Origin of the sequence: Saliphagus infecundisoli, from assembly GCF_020177375.1 — an archaeon.
In the GTDB taxonomy this organism is placed as follows: domain Archaea; phylum Halobacteriota; class Halobacteria; order Halobacteriales; family Natrialbaceae; genus Saliphagus; species Saliphagus infecundisoli.
Genome location: NZ_JAIWHV010000008.1, coordinates 96,512 through 115,587 on the forward strand (window position 1 = coordinate 96,512; position 19,076 = coordinate 115,587).

General features: G+C 66.4%; 19 protein-coding genes and 1 pseudogene. 12 read left to right on the forward strand and 8 right to left on the reverse strand.

Annotated elements, in window-relative coordinates; translation table 11 throughout:
- Positions 1–9: 9 nt before the first annotated feature.
- Positions 10–528, forward strand: a complete 519-nt coding sequence (locus tag LCF40_RS23210) for an IS630 family transposase (protein ID WP_263623672.1) — start codon at positions 10–12, stop codon at positions 526–528.
- Positions 525–1,028, forward strand: a complete 504-nt coding sequence (locus tag LCF40_RS23215; protein WP_263623674.1) for an IS630 family transposase — start codon at positions 525–527, stop codon at positions 1,026–1,028. The genes LCF40_RS23210 and LCF40_RS23215 overlap by 4 nt, the downstream gene beginning before the upstream one ends.
- A gap of 6 nt (positions 1,029–1,034) precedes the next feature.
- On the opposite strand, the pseudogene LCF40_RS23220 reads toward LCF40_RS23215, so the two are convergent.
- The 3 genes and pseudogenes from LCF40_RS23220 to LCF40_RS12050 form a co-directional block, all read right to left on the reverse strand.
- Positions 1,035–2,327: pseudogene (locus LCF40_RS23220) on the reverse strand (RNA-guided endonuclease InsQ/TnpB family protein).
- A gap of 230 nt (positions 2,328–2,557) precedes the next feature.
- Positions 2,558–2,737 (reverse strand): DUF7470 family protein, encoded by a 180-nt coding sequence (locus LCF40_RS12045; RefSeq protein WP_114578249.1) that lies wholly within the window; start codon positions 2,735–2,737, stop codon positions 2,558–2,560.
- 55 nt (positions 2,738–2,792) lie between these two features.
- Positions 2,793–3,689, reverse strand: a complete 897-nt coding sequence (locus LCF40_RS12050; RefSeq protein ID WP_224828646.1) for a hypothetical protein — start codon at positions 3,687–3,689, stop codon at positions 2,793–2,795.
- Positions 3,690–3,962: 273 nt separating this feature from the next.
- On the opposite strand from LCF40_RS12050, the gene LCF40_RS12055 reads away from it, so the two are divergent.
- Positions 3,963–4,262: a PadR family transcriptional regulator gene (locus LCF40_RS12055; RefSeq protein WP_114578324.1), complete on the forward strand. Its 300-nt coding sequence runs from the start codon at positions 3,963–3,965 to the stop codon at positions 4,260–4,262.
- 3 nt (positions 4,263–4,265) lie between these two features.
- Here LCF40_RS12055 and LCF40_RS12060 read toward each other — a convergent pair whose 3' ends face one another.
- Both LCF40_RS12060 and LCF40_RS12065 read right to left on the reverse strand, forming a co-directional pair.
- Complete coding sequence (locus LCF40_RS12060; protein WP_345777852.1) at positions 4,266–4,880, reverse strand: GNAT family N-acetyltransferase; 615 nt, start codon at positions 4,878–4,880, stop codon at positions 4,266–4,268.
- Between the two features lie 68 nt (positions 4,881–4,948).
- A complete protein-coding gene (locus tag LCF40_RS12065; protein ID WP_224828648.1) occupies positions 4,949–5,410 on the reverse strand; it encodes a MaoC family dehydratase in 462 nt (153 codons plus the stop codon).
- A 79-nt stretch (positions 5,411–5,489) separates the two neighbouring features.
- On the opposite strand from LCF40_RS12065, the gene LCF40_RS12070 reads away from it, so the two are divergent.
- From LCF40_RS12070 to LCF40_RS12080, 3 genes are all read left to right on the forward strand, one after another.
- The gene (locus LCF40_RS12070; protein ID WP_224828649.1) at positions 5,490–6,314 is read left to right on the forward strand and encodes an HpcH/HpaI aldolase/citrate lyase family protein; all 825 of its coding nucleotides are present in this window, start codon (positions 5,490–5,492) and stop codon (positions 6,312–6,314) included.
- 115 nt (positions 6,315–6,429) lie between these two features.
- The gene (locus LCF40_RS12075) at positions 6,430–7,692 is read left to right on the forward strand and encodes a Glu/Leu/Phe/Val family dehydrogenase (protein WP_114578253.1); all 1,263 of its coding nucleotides are present in this window, start codon (positions 6,430–6,432) and stop codon (positions 7,690–7,692) included.
- Between the two features lie 52 nt (positions 7,693–7,744).
- Positions 7,745–8,254 carry a DUF2062 domain-containing protein gene (locus LCF40_RS12080; RefSeq protein ID WP_114578254.1) on the forward strand — a complete coding sequence of 170 codons (510 nt, stop codon included), beginning with the start codon at positions 7,745–7,747 and terminating at the stop codon, positions 8,252–8,254.
- On the opposite strand, the gene LCF40_RS12085 is transcribed toward LCF40_RS12080, so the two are convergent.
- Positions 8,255–9,394, reverse strand: coding sequence for an acyl-CoA dehydrogenase family protein (locus LCF40_RS12085; protein ID WP_114578255.1), 1,140 nt, complete (start codon positions 9,392–9,394; stop codon positions 8,255–8,257).
- A gap of 166 nt (positions 9,395–9,560) precedes the next feature.
- On the opposite strand from LCF40_RS12085, the gene LCF40_RS12090 reads away from it, so the two are divergent.
- Positions 9,561–10,367 (forward strand): phosphotransferase, encoded by an 807-nt coding sequence (locus tag LCF40_RS12090; RefSeq protein ID WP_114578256.1) that lies wholly within the window; start codon positions 9,561–9,563, stop codon positions 10,365–10,367.
- Positions 10,368–10,418: 51 nt separating this feature from the next.
- Positions 10,419–11,954 carry an aldehyde dehydrogenase family protein gene (locus LCF40_RS12095; RefSeq protein ID WP_114578257.1) on the forward strand — a complete coding sequence of 512 codons (1,536 nt, stop codon included), beginning with the start codon at positions 10,419–10,421 and terminating at the stop codon, positions 11,952–11,954.
- Positions 11,955–12,015: 61 nt separating this feature from the next.
- Here the strand turns inward: LCF40_RS12095 and LCF40_RS12100 are convergent, their stop codons facing one another.
- Positions 12,016–12,543 carry an Lrp/AsnC family transcriptional regulator gene (locus tag LCF40_RS12100; protein WP_114578258.1) on the reverse strand — a complete coding sequence of 176 codons (528 nt, stop codon included), beginning with the start codon at positions 12,541–12,543 and terminating at the stop codon, positions 12,016–12,018.
- A 76-nt stretch (positions 12,544–12,619) separates the two neighbouring features.
- Positions 12,620–13,957, reverse strand: coding sequence for an aminotransferase family protein (locus tag LCF40_RS12105; RefSeq protein ID WP_114578259.1), 1,338 nt, complete (start codon positions 13,955–13,957; stop codon positions 12,620–12,622).
- 168 nt (positions 13,958–14,125) lie between these two features.
- On the opposite strand from LCF40_RS12105, the gene LCF40_RS12110 reads away from it, so the two are divergent.
- The 4 genes from LCF40_RS12110 (at position 14,126) to LCF40_RS12125 (ending at position 19,075) form a co-directional block, all read left to right on the forward strand.
- Positions 14,126–15,601 (forward strand): CoA-acylating methylmalonate-semialdehyde dehydrogenase, encoded by a 1,476-nt coding sequence (locus LCF40_RS12110; RefSeq protein ID WP_114578260.1) that lies wholly within the window; start codon positions 14,126–14,128, stop codon positions 15,599–15,601.
- Positions 15,602–15,760: 159 nt separating this feature from the next.
- Complete coding sequence (locus tag LCF40_RS12115) at positions 15,761–16,822, forward strand: TIGR03842 family LLM class F420-dependent oxidoreductase (protein WP_114578261.1); 1,062 nt, start codon at positions 15,761–15,763, stop codon at positions 16,820–16,822.
- 280 nt (positions 16,823–17,102) lie between these two features.
- A complete protein-coding gene (locus LCF40_RS12120) occupies positions 17,103–18,644 on the forward strand; it encodes a uracil-xanthine permease family protein (protein WP_198667943.1) in 1,542 nt (513 codons plus the stop codon).
- The gene (locus LCF40_RS12125) at positions 18,644–19,075 is read left to right on the forward strand and encodes a hypothetical protein (protein ID WP_114578262.1); all 432 of its coding nucleotides are present in this window, start codon (positions 18,644–18,646) and stop codon (positions 19,073–19,075) included. The genes LCF40_RS12120 and LCF40_RS12125 overlap by 1 nt, the downstream gene beginning before the upstream one ends.
- The last annotated feature ends 1 nt before the right edge of the window (position 19,076 follow it).

The window sequence follows — 19,076 nt, forward strand, 5'->3', positions numbered from 1 at the left end:
GAGAGACTCATGACGACGTGGGGCGGGAAGTTGGATGGTGTCGATGAGGAGCAGTTGCGCCAGCAACTGCGCACGGAGACGGATGCGAAAGCGGTCAAACGCCTCACGAGTGCTCTGCTGTATCGACAGGGAAAGTCACCGGCAGAGATCGAACAGCTGCTCGGATTCCCCGAACAAACAGTCTACGATTGGCTCGACACTGTCGCCAAGCGCGACCCAACCGCGCTCGGCGACCTCCCTCGTCCCGGCCAACCCGCCCGCCTCACCGACGACCAGTGGACAGAACTGACGGCGACGCTGGCGGCGTCGCCGTCGGAAGCAGGCTACGATCAACCGACGTGGACACCAGCTCTCGTCCGTGAGTACGTCGCTGAGACGTTCGACGTCGAGTACTCGCTGGCGCACATGTATCGTGTGATGAAGCGGGCGGGCCTGTCTTACCAGACAGCCCGCCCGCATCACTACAAAGCAGATCCCGCTGAACAACGGCGCTGGCGTGAGGAGTTCAAAAAAAGTGGCCGACGCTGAAGGCAAAAGGCCGCCGAATCGTCGTCATCGATCAGCACACCCAGGTGATCAAGACCACGCAAAAACGCGCATGGTTTCCGGTGAACTCCCGCCCGAGACTGCCGGTCTCGGGCGGTCGAGCCTCGGTTAATCTGTTAGGCGCGGTCACCGACGACGGTGACCACTTCATCTCATTCGTCGACGGCTCGTTCACTGGAAAAGTAGCCGCGCACTTTCTCCGAGCACTCCAAGAAGAGTTCGGAGAGAAGTTGGTGATCGTCCTAGACAACGCGCCGTATTTCATCGCGAAGTACCTCAAGAAGCAGGCCGCGAAAGCGGGCCTGCTTCTTGAATATCTCCCACCGTATGCACCGGAAATGAATCCACTCGAACAGTGCTGGCGTCAATTGAACGAGGGACGTGCCAACAAACTCTATCGAACGCTTCCAGAGCTGAAAGCGTATCTCACGAGTACACTTCCGACCCTCAGCTCACCGAGAATCTATGAATATCTCTGCTGATCCCTATCAGTCCCCGGCAATAGGCCTGTAACTCTCGCCGTTCATTGTCCCACCATTCACACGCACGTCTACTGGTGTCGAAGGAAATCGGAGATTTTCTGACCATTGGAAAGCTCCGCTTTCCAAGACGTCTCCGTCCCCCGACGTGGGCGAGGAACGGAGTCTGTGTGTTCGCTTCCGGGCATAGCGTAGCCCGATGTTTTTCGCGCCATTGTAGTCCGCGTTGACCTCGTAGCCGCATTTCTGGCAGTGAAAGTGCTCGCCGTCGCGGTTGTGCTCGTGCGTGAACCCACAGTCCATCCGAGAACAGCGGTGGGACGTGTGGTTCGGTGCAACCTGTTCGACGGAGACGCCGCGTTCGGGTGCCTTGTACTCGACCAGCCGGCGGAACGCCCAGACGTGGTGCCACTCCGCAAACGGCAACCGCTCGCGGATGCCGTCCAACTTCTCGAACGCGATTACGTCGCACCCGTTCTCAGCGGCTTCGGTGACGATCTCGTTTGCGACGGTGTGAATGTACTGTTTTCACCACGCTTCTTCGCGCTTTCCGAGCCGAAGAAGCGCGTTGTGTGCGGCTTGTGTCCCGCGCTGTTGCAGCTTCCCACGCCGCTTCTCGAACTCGCCAGACCAGTGATCGTAGTCGTCGCCCTGCCAGAACGTGCCGGTCGAAGCGACAGCGAGACTAGTGACGCCGAGGTCGATACCGAGGACCGTCTGGTGCTCGGTATCTGCCGAAACCTCGACATGGTTGCCGTCCGATTCGCACCGCCGAGTCGAGAGGTGCAGGTAAAACTCGTCGGTTACCGCGTCGTACCTGAGCGTACTCTCGCGGAACTCGTAGTCCTCGGAGAGAACGTACCGTTCGTAGGGCGTCGGGCTGTCCGACGGCAACACGAACGGAAGTTCGATGCGACCATCGACCGTTGCAAGCGACGCTTTGTTGCGGGAGAACGTCGCGCTTCGCGTGTCGTAGTCGATGGTCTCGGCAGTGAACGTGGGACGGGAGACGCGCCGCCCGTTCTTCCAGCGTTCGACAACGCCCTTGACGGCTTCGACGCCGCGACGAATGGCGGCTTGGACGAGTTGTGCCTGCAAGTCCGTCTCCTCGCGGAGGTCGGCGTACAATGCGTCCCGAACCTCCCGTTTGTTGGTCTTGCACTCGGTGAACGAGGTATCCAACCAACAGAACGCGGCGGTTCGATTCGCACAGTGCAGATACTGTGTGGCAGTTCGGTGGAAAGCGTCGCGGTGCTCGTCGGAAACGGCGAGTTTCACGACGGCAGTTCGACGCACTTTCATACCTCAGATAAAACCCAACGGTACGTAAACGTCCGGGAGTCGGCCTGCCACTGTCGTGTGGGTTCGGTAGTCCGCGATCGGCTCCTCCCCTCCCTACTCGCGCCTCCGTGCGACAGAGCGTCGCACTTCCGGCGCTCGTTGAGGATAGCGCGGGACTCCGTCCCCCAGACCATGCGAACGGCGAAGCCGTGAGCAGAAGGGGGCTCCGCCTTGCAATTAAGCTGACCTGCTTACTGCATTCCCCAGGCTCCAAGCAGCGAGTTGAGCAGTCCCTTCACGACGAGGCCCAGCCCCGCGATGGCGAGCGCGATCCCCGCCGCGACGATCAGGTTCGCGTAGGCAACGAGCGCGATCCCGACGAGGACGAGCGCCAGCCCGGCGATCCCGACGGCCCCGAGTTTGTCGAACATGTCCCTGGAAACCCCCCTCCGATCCATCAACCTTACGACATGGCGGCCTCGGGGCTCAGAACTCGATCCCGATGTCGCCATCGCCGGAGTCGTTATCATCGTCCCCGTCACTCGAGAGGCCATCGCCGCCGTCATCGCTCCCGTCGGCCGGTCCCCCGTCGTTCTCGTTTCGACCGTCGCCCGCTCCGTTCCCCTGGCTTCCGGGACCGGCCCCGTCGCCGGCCGTGGGTCCGTCCTCGTCGTCCGCTTCGCCGTCGTCCGCGTCGTCGAACAGGGACCCGAGGTCGTCGTCCGCTCCGCTGTCGTCCGTTCCGCCGTCGCCTGCCTCGCCGTCACCGTCCTCGCCGTCGCTTGAGGGATCGCTCGCCGGGGTCCCGTCGCCGTCCTCGTCGCCGAACGACTCGTCGTCGCTGCTGTCGGTCGCGTCGTCCGCACCTGCGTCCTCGTCGTTCGCCTCGCTCCCGTCGCCCTCCCCGTCAGCGCCGTCGGCCGACCGACCGTCCGCGGGCCGGTCGGCTCCGTCGTCTCCGGGTTCGTCGTCCTGGCTCTCGCCCTCGTCGGTCGGCGTGTCGCCTCCCGTCCCCTCCCCAGTCCCCTCGGAGTCGGCGTTGCCCGACTCCTCTCCGTCATCCGCGGTCTCCGGGGAGCCGTCGCTCCCCGCGTCGGCCCCGTTCGCGCCACCCCCATCGTCGGTGGCCGTTGCCGGCTCCCCGCCCTCGAGTTCCGGGCCACTCCCCGCCGGGTCGTCGTCGGAGCCGACGAGGGCGTCCACTACGAGCGGGCCGCCGACCGTGAGGATCGTACCGAGGACGAAGACGCCGATTCCGGCGGCGACGAGCCCCGACTGGAGGTCGAGGTCCCGAACCTCCTCCCAGGGCGGGCGCGAAGCGTCCCCGGGGTCCGGTCGCTCCCGGTCGTGGCTCGATCCGTCCTCTCCGTCGGTCCCGTTCATCGTGGGTCGGAGTCCGCTTCCCGCCGATCGCCGGCGTAGCGGTCGTTGGCCCAAGTACGGGGTCCGTGGGTTATTATACTGGCGCTAAACGCCCGCTTCGTCCGTCGTGCCCGGGAACGGCGACGGTGTCGGCAGCGAGGGAACGACGCCCGAACCCCGCGGGAAGGATCTCCGGGAGGGAACCGGGAGACTCCGTTCCGCCGGTTAGCCCCCACATAAATTCCATACGATAGGGAATGTATTTATGCAGGGAGCCTCGAACGGGGAACCATGTTGGCCGAGTTGACCGGCTTCCAGCGAGATTTGTTGTTCGTCCTCTGTGGGATGGACACGCCGAGCGGAAGCGAGATCATGCGCGAGGTCGAACAGTCCCAGGATCGGTCGGTGCTCCACGGCCGGCTCTACTCGAACCTGGACGAACTCGTCGAGGCGGGGTTCGTCGAGAAGGGGGAACTCGACGGGCGGACGAACTACTACTCGCTGACCGAGGCGGGCTACGAGCGGCTCCGGGCCCGCCACGAGTGGGAAGGGGGATACCTCGAGGCGCGCTCGGGGGAGACGGACGCCGAGTAGCTCCTACCCCTCAGTCCGCACCGCGACCTCCGACTCGCTGGCCTCCCACTCCTCGCGGGAGACGGTGTAGCGGTGGCAGTCTTCGGGCTCGCCGTCGATGACGACGAAGTTCCGTACCAGTCCCTCGCGGCGGCCACCGTGGGCCTCGACGTACTTCTCGATGGCGCGGTTCGAGCGGTCGTTGTCCGCGTCCGCGGTGACCGCCACGCAGTCGAGGTCGAGGCGGTCGAACGCCACCGCCATGAACGCGGCGGCGCGCTCGCCGGAGTACCCCCGGCCCCAGAACCGTTTCCGGAGCCAGGTGCCGAGCGTCATCGTCCGCCGATCCCAGTCGACGCCGAAGCCGGCCATCCCGGCGATCTCGCCGGTGCCCTCCTCGCCCTCGCGGGGGTAGACCATGTAGGACGCCCGCTCGTCCTCCTCGCGGCCCTCGGCGACGCGCTCCAGAAAGTCGACGGTCTCCTTTGGCGTACTGTGGGGCTCCCAGGTGACGTACTCGGTGACCTCGTCTATCCCCGGGTCCGACGAACAGATCTCGTAGAACTCGAGGACGTCGACCGTCTCGGGGCCGGCGGCCTCGAGGCGCAGTCGGTCGGTCTCGATCGTCTCGGGGAACAGATCCATAGAACGTCCGACGGACGGTCGCACAAAAGCGTTGTCGCGGGTGTGTGAAGCGTGGCCGTAGGTCACTCGCGCTCGGCGACCGCGCGTTTCAGCGAGAGGACGGTTCGCTCGAACCCACAGACCAGTTCGTCGTCGCCGTTGAACGCCTCGACGCGCATCGTGACGACCCCGCGCTCGCCGTCGCTGGTCTCGCGCTTGTCGGTGACCGTCGAGCGCGCGTGGATCGTGTCGCCGTGGAACACGGGGTTTGGGTGTTCGACGCCGTCGTACGAGAGGTTCGCGACGATCGTCCCGTCGGTGGTCTCGGGGATCGAGAGCCCGACGGCCAGGCTCATCGTGTAGAGGCCGTTGACGACCCGCTCGCCGAACTCGGTGTCGGCGGCGAACTCCCGATCCAGGTGCAGGGGCTGCTGGTTCATCGTCATGTCACAGAACCGCTGGTTGTCGCCCTCGCTTACCGTTCGGCGTTTCTCGTGGTCGATCGTCTCGCCGACGGTGAACTCCTCGAAGTAGCGTCCGGCCATATCCGGTGTAGCACCACGACCCCCAAAAACGCTCGCCGCTGGCCCCACGATTGACGGTGCCCCGGAGAGCAGTGGGGGTATGGCCCGACGAAGCCTGCTCTTTACCCCCGGCGACCGTCCCGAGATGATGCGAACGGCCCTCGAGTCGGGGGCCGACGCCGTGATCTTCGACCTGGAGGACGCGGTCTCGCCCGACGGAAAGACCGCCGCGCGCGAGGCGGTGGGCGACCTGCTGGCCGACGCCGCAGATGCCGAAAGCGAGGTCTGCGTCCGCGTCGAGTCCGGGCGGGCGGCCGAGGATCTCGACGCGGTCCTCGGTCCGAACGCACGCCTCGACACGCTCGTCCTCCCGAAGGTCGCGGCGGCCGAGGACGTCGAGGCGGTCGCGGCGCTCCTGACGAACCGCGACTCGGCGGCGGGCGTGTTCGCGCTGATCGAGAGCGCCCGGGGAGTGCTTTCCGCCCACGAGATCGCCGCCCACGACCGGACGGAGGCGCTGATCTTCGGCGCCGAGGACCTCGCGGCCGACCTCGGGGCCTCCCGGAGCCGAGAGGGGACGGAGGTCCTCTATGCCCGCCAGCGGGTCGTGCTCGCCGCCGCCGCCTACGACCGGGACGCGATCGACACCGTCTTCACGGAGTTCGGGGACAGCGAGGGGCTTCGCACGGAGACGGCACGGGCCCGCCGGCTGGGCTACGACGGAAAGCTCGCGATCCACCCCGACCAGATCGAGCCGATCCACGACGCCTTCCGGCCCGACCCCGAGGAAATCGAGTGGGCCGAGCGCGTCCTCGCGGCCGAACGGGAGGCCAAGGGAGGGGTGTTCGAGGCCGACGGCGAGATGATCGACGCGCCGCTTCTCTCCCGCGCCGAGCGGATCCTCGAGCTGGCGAGCGCGGAGTGACTCCGGCCCACGCCCGTCCACTCCTTTAGGGCGATTATATGCCGTTCGGGCACGAACCCCATGATTTACGGTGATGTTCGCCACACTTATCCCACGTTCGCCGAATCCACTAGGCATGTCTGCCGACGTGAACCCCTTCGAGAGCCTCCAGTCCCAGATCGACGAGGCCGCGGCCCACATGGACGTCGCCGACGACGTCGTCGAGCGGCTCAAACACCCCGAGCGGGTCCTCGAGACGAACCTGACCGTAGAGCGCGACGACGGTACCCTGGAGCGGTTCAAGGCCTTCCGCTCGCAGTTCAACGGCGACCGCGGCCCCTACAAGGGGGGCATCCGCTATCACCCACACGTCAGCCGCGAGGAGGTCAAGGCCCTCTCGGGGTGGATGGTCTACAAGTGTGCGATCGTGGACATCCCCTACGGCGGGGGGAAGGGTGGGATCGCGATCGACCCCGCGGAGTACAGCGAGACCGAACTCGAGCGCGTCACGCGCGCGTTCGCGGCCGAACTCCGCCCGCTGATCGGCGAGGACCGGGACGTGCCCGCACCCGACGTCAACACGGGCCAACGGGAGATGAACTGGATCAAGGACACCTACGAGACCCTCGAGAACACGACGGCGCCGGGAGTCGTCACCGGGAAGTCGCTCTCGAGTGGCGGCAGCGAGGGCCGCGTCGAGGCGACCGGCCGCTCGACGGTGATCGCCGCACACGAGGCCCTGGAGTACCTCGGCCGGGAGATCGAGGGCGCGACGGTCGCCGTCCAGGGTTACGGCAACGCGGGCTCGATCGCCGCCCGACTGGCCGACGAACGGGGCGCGCGCGTGGTCGCCGTCTCGGACTCCAGCGGCGGGATCCGAAGCGACGACCGCCTCGACCCGCGGGCCGTCAAGTCCCACAAGGAGGAAACCGGCAGCGTCGTCGGCTACCCCGACGCCGACAGCGAACTCACCAACGAGGAACTCCTCACGGCCGACGTCGACGTCCTGATCCCCGCGGCCCTGGAGAACGCCATCGACGGCGACCTCGCCGAGGACGTGGAGGCCGACCTGATCGTCGAGGCCGCCAACGGGCCGCTGACGCCGCGGGCCGACGACGTCCTTGCCGAGAGCGAGGTGACGGTCGTTCCCGACATCCTCGCGAACTCGGGCGGCGTCACCGTCTCCTACTTCGAGTGGGTCCAGAACCGCCAACGTTTCCACTGGTCCGAAGAGCGTGTCAACGACGAGCTCGAGACGATGGTCGTCGACGCCTTCGACGCCCTGACCGACGCCTACGAGAACCACGGCGCCGAGGACTTCCGGACCGCGGCCTACGTCGTCGCCGTCCAGCGGGTTGTAGACGCCTACGAGGAGTCCGGTACCTTCCCCGGCGCGTAGCGACCGGGCGACAGCCTTTTGTTCCGGCGGGGAATCCCGGAGAGCGTCGTCAATGCTCCTCGAACGGCTCTCCGTCTACCGCGACCGCGTCCGGAGAGCGTTCACGGCCGCCCTGGAGGAAGAACACACCGACCGGGAGATCGCCGCGAGCTTCGCCCTCGGAACCTTCATCACCGCGATGCCAACCGGCGGGCTCGGCCTCGGACTGTTCGTCGTTCTCGCCTATTACCTCGAGTGGGTCAGCAAGACCGCCATCTTCGCCTCCGCAGTCGTCCTCAACCCCCTGGTCAAGCCGGTGGTTTACGTCGCCAGCTACCAGCTCGGTGCCCTCGCCTTCGGCACCGAACCGGTCGCCGTCTTCGACCGGCCGCTCGCCGACGCCGCGGTGACCGCCGTCCAGCTTCTCGTGCTGGGCAACCTCGTGATCGCCCTCGTCCTCGCGGCCGCGGGCTACGCCCTCTCCCTGCGGATCGCCCGCGAACACCGCCGTCGCCGGGAGACGGGACGACCGCTCTCCCCGGCCGCGGCGGTTTCCTCGTTCGTGGATCGGCTACGGCGGTAGTTAGAGCCCGAGTTCCCGCCCGATGACGAGGTGCTGGATCTCGCTGGTTCCCTCGCCGATCTCCATCAGCTTCGCGTCGCGGTAGAACCGCTGGGGCGCGAAGTCGGTGGTGTAGCCGTACCCACCCAGGACCTGGACGGCGTCCTCTGCGACCTCGCGGGCCGCCTCGCTGGCGTCGAGTTTCGCCAGCGCTGACTCGCGAGTAACGGGGTCGCCCTGGTCGTAGCGCCAGGCCGCCCGATGGGTCAAGAGGCGCGCGCGCTCGGTCTTTCGATGCATGTCCACGACCATGTCCCGGACGGCGTCGAACTCCGAGATCGGCTGGCCGAACTGCTCGCGCTCGGTGCTGTAGTCGCGGGCGGCCTCGTAGGCACCCTGGGCGAGCCCCGTCGAGAGCGCCGCGATCGAGATCCGCCCGCCGTCGAGAGTTCGCTTGGTCTGCTCCCAGCCCTCACCCTCTTCGCCGAGCAGTCGGTTCTCGGGGAGCCGGACCCCGTCGAGCTGGATCTCACAGGTCGGCGAGGCGTTAAGCCCCATCTTCTCCCAGATCGTCGTGACCTCGAAGCCGTCGTCGTCGGGATCGACGATGAACGTCGAGATCCCATCGTAGCCCGCCTCGGGGTCCGTGACGGCCTTCACCAGTATCGATCCGGCCTCGGAGGCGTTCGTGATGAACTGCTTTGTACCATTCAGCACCCACTCGTCGCCCTCCTGTCGGGCAGTCGTGGACATGTTCGAGGCGTCGGACCCGCTCTCGGGTTCGGTCAGCGCCCAGCCGCCCACGTACTCGCCCTCGGCGAGCGGCCGGAGCCACTCCTCTTTCTGCTCTCGCGTCCCGAAGAGCTCGATCGGTTTCGAGGCCAGCGAGACGTGGGCGGCGTAGGAGAGCCCGATCGAGCCCGATACCCGGCCGAGTTCCTCGGTGATGACGGCGTACATGAGCTGGTCGCCGCCCAACCCCCCGAACTCCTCGCTTACCGGGACGCCCATCACGTCGAGGTCGGCGAGCTGGTCGAAGACCTCCTCGGGGTAGCGGTGGTCGTCCTCGATCTCCTGGGCGATCGGGGCGATCTCGGCCTCACAGAACTCCCGGACGGTCTCCCGGATCATCCGGTGTTCGTCGGGCACGTCGAAGTCCATGGTCGTTCGTTACCGACGAGGGGAATAAACGCACCGTCCTGTCGCTGGCGGGTTGCCGTCGTGGTGCCGTCGGGATCAATGCCCCAGAAGTTCACCAGCCATCCGGCAGACTGTCCGCTCGTCCAGTCCGGGACACATTTACCGCGTGGTTGCTAGGCGTCTACACATGGACCTCCGCCAGCTCGCCCGGGGCACCGTCGAGTGGGGCCGGATCGAGCGGGTGGTCCGAACTCTCGCCGAGCGCTACGGCCGCGAGGAGGTCCGCGTCGAGTTCGTAGAGAGCGACAACTGGCTCTCGACGCCGCTGGTGATCGACGAGGAGTGGTTCGTCAAGATCGTCTCCCGCCAGAACGCCCTCGTCCACGGCCTGCTCACTACGGGGCGGAACGTCGGCGCCTTCTCGTCGGGGACGGAGGGCTTCTTCGACCGGTTCGACACCCCACTCCAGATGGTCGAACACGAGCACGAGGCCACCGAGCGGATGCGCGAGATCGGACTCAACGCGCCCCGGCCCGTCGACGCCTTCGAGGTCAACGGGCTCGGGGTCCTCGTCCTCGAGTACCTCCCCGCCTTCGAGACGTTCGATGACCTTCCCGACGACGAGGTCCGCGAGCGCGCGCCCGACCTCTTTTCGATGCTCGCCGCGCTCCACGACCACGGCCTCGCCCACGGCGATCTCCGCGCGGAGAACGTCCTGATCCGCGACGACGAGATCTACTTCATCGACGCGACCCGCCTCCAGGCGGGCCGGGCCAGAGAGACGCGGGCCTACGACCTCGCGTGTGCCCTCGCGGTGCTCGAGCCCCGACTGGGCGCCCGGGAGGCGGTCGCGGTCGCCTACGGGACCTACGGGTCCGAGGACTTACTCGCCGCCCGGGAGTTCCTCGATTTCGTCCGGCTGCGCCCCGACCACGAGTTCGACTCGACGCGGCTCCGCAGCGAACTCGAGAAGGTCGCCGACCTCGGCGAGTAACCTCCGGCGCATAGCAGGCTTTTTCACGGCGCCCGGCGAGTATTGCCAGTAATGAGCGATCAGGGTTACGGCCACTACGTCGACGGCGAGTGGGTCGAGGGCGACGGCGAGAGCTTCGAGAGCAGGAATCCGGCGACCGGTGAGACGCTGGCGACGTTCGCCAGAGGCGACGAGAGCGAGGTCGACCGGGCGCTTTCGGCCGCCGACGACGCCTTCGCGGAGTGGCGCCGGCTGTCGTACATCGACCGCGCGGAGTACCTCTGGGAGATCTACCACGAGCTCCGGGACCGCCACGACGAACTCGGCGAGATCGTTACCAAGGAGTGCGGGAAGGAACTCTCGGAGGGGAAAGCCGACGTCGCCGAGGCCTGGCACATGGTCGAGTGGGCGGCTGGCAACGCCCGCCACCCCCACGGCGATGTCGTCCCCAGCGAGGTCGGTGCCAAGGACGCCTACATGCGCCGCAAGCCCCGGGGCGTCGTCGGCTGTATCACCCCCTGGAACTTCCCGGTCGCGATCCCCTTCTGGCACATGGCGATCTCGCTGGTCGAGGGCAACACCGTCGTCTGGAAGCCCGCCGAGCAGACCCCCTGGTGCGGTCAGATCATCGCCGAGATGTTCGAGGAGAGCGGGATTCCCGACGGCGTGTTCAACATGGTCCAGGGCTTCGGCGACGCCGGCGCGTCGATCGTCGAGGACGACCGCGTCGATACCGTCCTCTTTACCGGCTCGGCGGAGGTCGGCCAGGAGATCGCGAGTTCGGTCGGCGGCGAACCCGGCAAGCTCGCGGCCTGCGAGATGGGCGGCAAAAACGGGATCGTCATTACCGAAAAGGCCGACCTCGATATCGCCGTCCACTCGGCGATCATGTCCAGCTTCAAGACGACCGGCCAGCGCTGCGTTTCGAGCGAGCGCCTGATCGTTCACACCGACGTCTACGACGAGTTCAAAGAACGGTTCGTGGATCTCGCCGCCGACGTCACCGTCGGCGATCCCCTTACTGAGGAGTCGTTCATGGGCCCCGCGATCGAGGCCGACCACGTCGAGAAGATCGGTCGGCACAACGAGGTCGCCCGCGAGGAAGGTGCAGAGGTACTGGTCGATCGGTTCGACCTGGAGGGCGAGGACCTCGCCGGCGACGCCGATCGGGAGGAGGGCCACTGGGTCGGTCCGTTCGTCTACGAGATCGGCTACGATCCCGAACTTCGATGTCTCAAAGAGGAGTGTTTCGGTCCCCACGTCGCCCTGGTCGAGTACGAGGGGGACATCGAGCGGGCCGTCGAGATCCACAACGACACGCCCTACGGGCTGGCGGGCGCGATCATTAGCGAGGACTACCGCCAGATCAACCACTTCCGGGACTACGCCGAGGTCGGCCTCTCATACGGCAACCTCCCCTGTATCGGCGCGGAGGTCCAGCTTCCCTTCGGCGGCGTCAAGAACTCGGGCAACGGCTATCCGAGCGCCCGGGAGGCGATCGAAGCAGTAACGGAACGGACCGCCTGGACGCTCAACAACTCGAAGGAGATCGAGATGGCCCAGGGGCTGTCGGCGGACATCAGGACGGGCGGGACCGACGAGGACTGAGACGGCGCCGCTCGATCAGCGGACGCCGAGAGGACTCGAGCGGTCGCACTCGACGGGCCGACTACGACGACCCGTCCCCGTCGAGCACCGCCTCCCTCGCCTCTGAAGTGAGGTTCGACGACACCGCACGGTCGTTCTCGAACTCCCCGAGGACGAACTTCGAGGACGTCTCGTTGACGCCGTCGATCGCGACGATCCGGTCGATGAGGTCATTCAACTGATCGCGCGTCTGGACGCGGCTCACGGCGACGAAATCGACGTCGCCCATGGTGTAGTAGACCTGCTCGACGCCGGAGAGCGCGAGCAGGTTCTCGCCGATGTCCTCGGAGTACCCCCGTTCGTGGGCCACCATGACGTCGGTGATCGCGGTCAGTTCCAGTCCGAGCGCCAGGGGATCGACGTCGGCCGTGATCCCCTGGATGACACCCTCCTCTTTGAGCTTGTTCAGCCGGTAGTGGACCGCGGACTTCGAGAGGTCGAGCTCGTCGGCGATCGTCTCCAAATTGACGTCGAAGTCGGCTTCAACCTGCTCGAGCAGCGCGAGGTCCGTCTCGTCGAGATCGGGGGCCGTGCGACGGGAATCGCTCATGGCCCCTAGTCGAGGGTACCGGACCATGAACCACTCGGCTCTCACCGTCGGCGCTCCCCGATGGCGATCGGCCCGTTCAGTCGTCCATCGCGTCGTCGGAGACGTCGAGACCTGCGTCGAGGGCCTCGACGGCCTCGTCGACGTCGTCCTCGGTGATCGAAAGCGGCGGAGCGAGGATCAGCGTGTTGATCATGTTCGCGACGTAGGTGCCGTGGTCGCCCGCGGTCGCGGCCACCTCGTCGACGACGGTGGTACCGGGGGAGATCTTGTCCTCGCGTTCGCCGAAGGGGACGCGCTCGTCGGCGCGTTTCGTGAGTTCGATCCCCCGGAACAGGCCGACCCCGCGCGTCTCGCCCACGCTCGGGTGAGCCTCGTCGAGTTCGTCGAGTCGGTCGCCGAGGTAGGCACCGATCTCGCCGGCCCGCTCGATCAGGTTCTCCTCGCGGTAGGTCTCGATCGCCGCGAGGCCAGCCGCGACCGCGACCGGGTGGCCCGAGTAGGTGTGGCCGTGACAGAACATCTCCTCCTCGAAGTGGTCGGCGATCTCGGGGGTGACGATCGTCGCGCCCAGGGGCTGGTAGGCTCCCGTGAGTCCCTTCGCCATCGTCATGATGTCGGGGGTGACCCCGAAGACGTCACAGCCGAACCACTCGCCCGTGCGCCCGAACCCGCTCATCACCTCGTCACAGATCAGGAGCGCGCCGTGGTCGTGGGCGATCTCCTTGAGTCGGGGCAAGTACTCGTCCGGCGGCACCAGAATGCCGTTCGAGCCAACGATCGGCTCGACGACCACCGCGGCGACCGTATCGCCCTCGAGGGTGAGCATCTCGTCGATGTACTCGAGGCTCTCCATGGGGTCGAGCGTCGAGCCGTAGGCGTAGGGATCGGGGGCCTTGATCGTTCCCGGCACCCCCGGCTCGGCCATCAGCCGCCGGGGGTCGCCGGTGACGCTGATCGACCCGTGGGTCGCGCCGTGGTAGGAGCGATAGCGCGAGATGATCTTCTGTTTGCCCGTGTAGAATCGTGCGATCTTGACCGCGGCCTCGACGGCCTCGGTGCCGCTGGTCGAGAAGAACGTCTTCGTGAGATCGCCCGGCGTGATCTCGGCGAGTTCGCGCCCCAGTTCCGACCGCGCCTCGGTGGTGTACCCCGGCGAGACGAAGGGGACGTCCCGGATCTGTTCGGCGACCCGGTCGGCGACCCGATCTGCGGAGTGGCCCAGGTTCGAGCACATGAGCTGGCCCGAGAGGTCGATGTACTCCTCCCCGTCGGCAGTCGTGAACCTGACGCCGCTGGCGTCGACGACCTGCGTGGGATCGACTTCCTTCTGATAGGACCACGTGCCGAAGACGTGCTCGCGGTCGGTCCGCTCTACCTCGTTGGCGCCCTCCGTGGCTGATTCCTGGTCGCTCATACGTCCCCCCTACTCAGCACTCTCTGATTAGTCTTTGGCTCAAATCCGGAAGTGGCGGACGAAGGACGACCGCCAGCGGAATAACGGAACAGAAGTCGACGATTCGGACGTTTAGATGAATTTCGTCGCAAAGACTTAAGGCCGAGAGCACGCATGCACGGGTATCGCATGCAACTCGATACGACCCCGCCGTGGGACGACGTACGGAACTACATCGACGGCGACTGGCGCGCGCCCTCCGAGGAGGGGCTCGACGTCGTCAACCCGACGACCGGCGAGACGATCTCCTACGTCGGCTTCAGCTCCGACGAGGAGGTCGACGAGGCCGTCCGGGCCGGACAGGCGGCGTTCGAGGAGTGGCGGAAGACACCCGTCGAGGAGCGGATCCAGCCGCTGTTCGCGCTCAAGGAGCTCCTCGAGGAACACCACGACGACCTCGCGCGGGTTCTCGTCCAGGAGCACGGCAAGACGCTCGCCGAGGCCAGGGGCGAACTCCGGCGCGGGATCGAGAACGTCGAGGTCGCCTGCGGGATCCCCTCGATGATGCAGGCGGGCCACCTTCCCAACGCCGCTCCCGAGATCGACGAGACCGCGGTCCGGAAACCGCTGGGCGTGTTCGCGGCGATCACCCCCTTCAACTTCCCCGGAATGATCCCGCTGTGGTTCCTTCCTTACGCCGTCGCGACGGGCAACTCCTTCGTCCTCAAACCCAGCGAACAGGACCCCGTGGTGGCCCAGCGACTGTTCGAGCTCATGGAGGAAGCCGGGTTCCCGGACGGCGTGGTTCAGCTCGTCAACGGCGGCGTCGACACCGTCAACGCCCTGCTCGACCACGAGGGGATCGAGGGGGCTTCCTTCGTCGGCTCGACGCCCGTCGCACGCACCATCTACGAGCGGGCGGCCAAAAGCGGCAAGCGCGTCCAGGCTCAAGGTGGAGCGAAGAACCACGTCATCGTGACCGAGAGCGCCGATCTCGACTTTGCCGCCGAGAAGACGGTCTCCTCGGCGTGTGCGTGTGCGGGCGAGCGGTGTCTCGCGAACGACGTCGTCGTCGTCGACGAATCGGTCTACGACGAGTTCGCCCAGCGGGTCGTGGACGTAGCGAAGAACCAGACGGTCGGCGACGGACTCGACGAGGACACTGACATCGGCGCGCTGATCAGCGCCGACCACGAGTCGAACGTCCGCGACATGATCGCGACGGGCGTCGACGAGGGGGCCGAACTCCTCGTCGACGGCCGCGACGTCGAGGTCGAGGAGCGTCCCGACGGCAACTTCCTCGGCCCGACCGTCTTCGGCGACCTCGACCCCGAGATGACCCTCGCGCGCGAGGAGACGTTCGGCCCGGTGCTCGGCCTCCTGCCGGTCGCCGACGTCGAGGAGGCCATCGACGTCTTGAACCGGAGCGACTTCGGCAACGCCGCGAGCCTGTTTACGGCGAGCGGTGCGGATGCCCGGAAGGTCCGCCACGAGGCCGACGTCGGTAACCTGGGGGTCAACGCCGGCACCGCCGCCCCGATGGCGTTCTTCCACTTCGGCGGCTGGAAGGATTCCTTCTTCGGGGACCTCCACGCCCAGGGCGACGACATGATCCGGTTCTACACGGACGAGATGGTCTACATCGAGCGCTGGCCCGACGCCTGAGCCCGAACGGCCCGTTCGACCCGCCAGCACCGACCGGCCGACGTCGGTTCGAGCGGCGACTATCGAATTAATTCGAGTTATTCCGAAGAACAGTGAACGTTCGACCATCAATTAGCGGAACCGATAGACATATTGGGAACGGACGAGTCGTGTGGTCGTATGCCACTCGAGGAGTTCGCGATCACGTTCAAAGGAGATATCTCGCCCGAGCGGACGGTGGCGCTCGCGGGGCTCGCGGAGGACGCGGGGTTCGACTACGGCTGGTTCTACGACTCGCACGTCCTCTGGAAGGATCCCTACCCACAGATGACACAGCTGCTGGAGAACACCGACCGGATGAAGACGGGGACGCTCGTCACCAATCCCAAAGTACGGGACGTCTCGGTGACCGCGAGCTCCTTTGCGGGACTGAACCAGCTCTCGGGCGGCCGCGCGGAGCTGGGCATCGGCCGCGGCGACAGCTCGCTCCGGATGCTCGGCGAGGAGCCCGTGCCCTGGCACGAGTTCGAGGAGCAGGTGGACTACATCCGCGAGCTCCACCGTGGCGAGGCGATCGAGCACCCTGACACCGGCCGGGAGATCGAACTCACGTGGACCGACACCGAGCTCGTGACCTGGGTGGCCGCCTACGGCCCGAAGATGCTCGAGCTCGCGGGCAGGATCGCCGACGGCGTGATCCTCCAGATCTCCGATCCCTATCTCGTGGGCTGGTTCGTCGACCAGATCCGCGAGGGCGCGCGCAAACACGGCCGGGACCCCGACGAGATCAGGGTGATGTCGTGTGCGCCGGTCTGGCTCAGCGAGGACGAAGAGGAGGCCCGCGACAGGCTCCGGTGGTTCCTCGCGATGGTCGGCAACCACGTCGCCGACCTCGTCGACACCCACCACAAGGGCGACCAGCTCCCCGAGGAGCTGACGAACTACATCGAGGGCCGGAAAGGCGAGGGCGCCGAGGGCGGCTACGACTACACCGAACACGCAGAACAGGACGCGGATCATTTAGAGTGGATCCCCGACCCGATGATCGACCGCTTCTGTGTCCTCGGTACGCCCGAGGAGCACGTCGCGAAGCTCGAAGAGCTCGAGGATCGGGGCGTCGATCAGTTCAACGTCTATCTCATGTCGGGCGAGGAGGCCAGACACGTCGAGACCTACGGGCGGGAGGTGATCCCGGCGTTCACCGACGGGAAACAGTACGCCGAGGCGGGTATCGACTCGTAAGCGGTGGGCACGGGTCCGCGCTCGTCGCCGACAGCGAGGTTCCGCGTCCGCGCCCCGGTAGGAGTCCGCCCGGAATCCGATACCGGACGCTCGCGCCGCCCCGGTGTGCATAGATCCAACTACGTTCCAAAAAACGGGCCGAACATCGAAACAATCTTCGTATAGATTTCGGAATGTCGAAAACAACCCGAACATCTAAGTCAGTCTCCCGACGTTGTTCACAGCGTAATGTTCGCACACCGACTGACTGACGTTTCATCCGACCGATCGGGGCCCGCCCATGGCTGAGGGCGGCGATGCACCCGCCGGGTCGGCCGACGACGAGAGCATGGTGCTGTACGGGGTCGACGACAAGCCACCGCTGGGGCAGTCGATCCTGCTCGGCGTCCAACACTGGATGACGATGGTCGGCTCGACGATCGCGATCCCGCTTGTGCTCTCGGGGTCGCTCGGGTTCGACGCCGCCCAGACCGCACAGCTCGTCGGGACCTTCTTCGTGGTCTCGGGGGTCGCCACGCTCGCACAGACCACGGTCGGAAACCGGTATCCGATCGTCCAGGGCGGGACGTTCTCGATGCTCGGGCCGGCGATCGCCATCATCGGCGTACTCGCGACCAGCGACGCTTCGTCGACGGTGATGATGCGCGAGCTCCAGGGGGCGATCATCGTCGCCGGGCTCGTCGAGGTCGCCATCGGCTACTTCGGGCTCTTCGGCCGCCTGAAGAAGTACATGGGGCCGATCGTGATCGCGGTCGTGATCAGTCTCATCGGGCTGGCGCTGCTCAGCGTCGGACAGATCACCTCCGCGACCCAGAACTGGTATCTCGCGGGGCTGACCCTCGCGTTGATCGTGTTGTTCTCCCAGTACCTCAACGCGCGCTCGAAGGTGTTCAAGCTGTTTCCCGTGCTCCTCGGACTTGGGGCCGCCTACCTGATCGCGGTCGTGGTTTCGGTGGCCGGCATCGCGAACGTCGTCGACCTGAGTCCGGTGGCGTCGGCACCCCCGGTCCGCGGGATCGTCCCCTTCCAGTGGGGGATGCCGCTGTTCACCGGATCGTTCATCGTCGGGATGCTCGCCGGCATGCTCGCCTCGGCGATCGAGAGCTTCGGCGACTACCACTCGGTCGCCCGGATGGCCGGAGAGGGTGCTCCGAACAAGAAGCGGATCAACCACGGCCTCGGGATGGAGGGGATCGGCAACGTCTTCGCCGGGATCATGGGTACCGGCAACGGCTCGACCTCGTATACCGAGAACGTCGGCGCGATCGGAATTACGGGCGTGGCCTCGCGCTACGTCGTCCAGATCGGTGCCGTCGTCATGATCATCGTCGGCTACGTGGGCTACTTCGGGGCGTTCGTGACGACGATCCCCGACCCGATCGTCGGCGGACTGTTCCTCGCGATGTTCGCCCAGATCGTCGGCGTCGGCCTCTCACAGCTCCAGCACGTCGACATGAACCAAAACCGGAACGTGTTCGTCGTCGGCTTCGGGCTGTTCGCCGGCCTCTCGATTCCCCAGTACGTCGCGAACGTCCAGGCTTCCGACGTCTCCTTCGAGGCCGGGCTCGCGGGCGTTCCGGTGTTGGGGTCCGTTCTCGGCATCCCCGAGGTCGCGAGCACCATCTCGATCGTGCTGGGAACCGAGATCGCCGTCGGCGGCATCGCGGCGTTCGTCCTCGACAACACGATCCCCGGGACCAAAGAGGAACGCGGCCTCACCGCCTGGGAGGAGATCACCGAGGACGAGACCGCCTTCGAGCCGTTCCACGAACGGTACCTCTCGGACGACGGCTCCGCCGACAGGACCGTGGGTGACGACTGATGGCCCACGCCCGCGAGGCGACGACAGCGGCCGGATCGCCGCCGAGTTCGGGGGGCGACGCCGGAACCTCGATCACGAAGACGTCGCTGCGGACGGGGGGATGGCTCGGGTACGACGAGGACGCCCTCTACGTCGCCCGCGACGATCGGATCAAACTCCGCGGGGAGGACGTCACGCGGATCACGCTTCGAGTCGTCGAGTGGGACCTGGTGGTGATGAGCCTCCTGCTCGTCGGCGTCGGCGGCTACGTCTCGATGACGGGCAACACCCTTGTGGGGATCGGGTTCGCCGTCGTCGGGGCACTGAGCCTCTATCGGACCTACCGCAAGCGCTACGAGCTCGAGATCCGCGTCGAGGGCGGGAAGTCGGTGACGGTCTACCCCGCCCATCCGAAGCGGTGTCACGAACGCCTCGCCGGACACCTCGACTGAC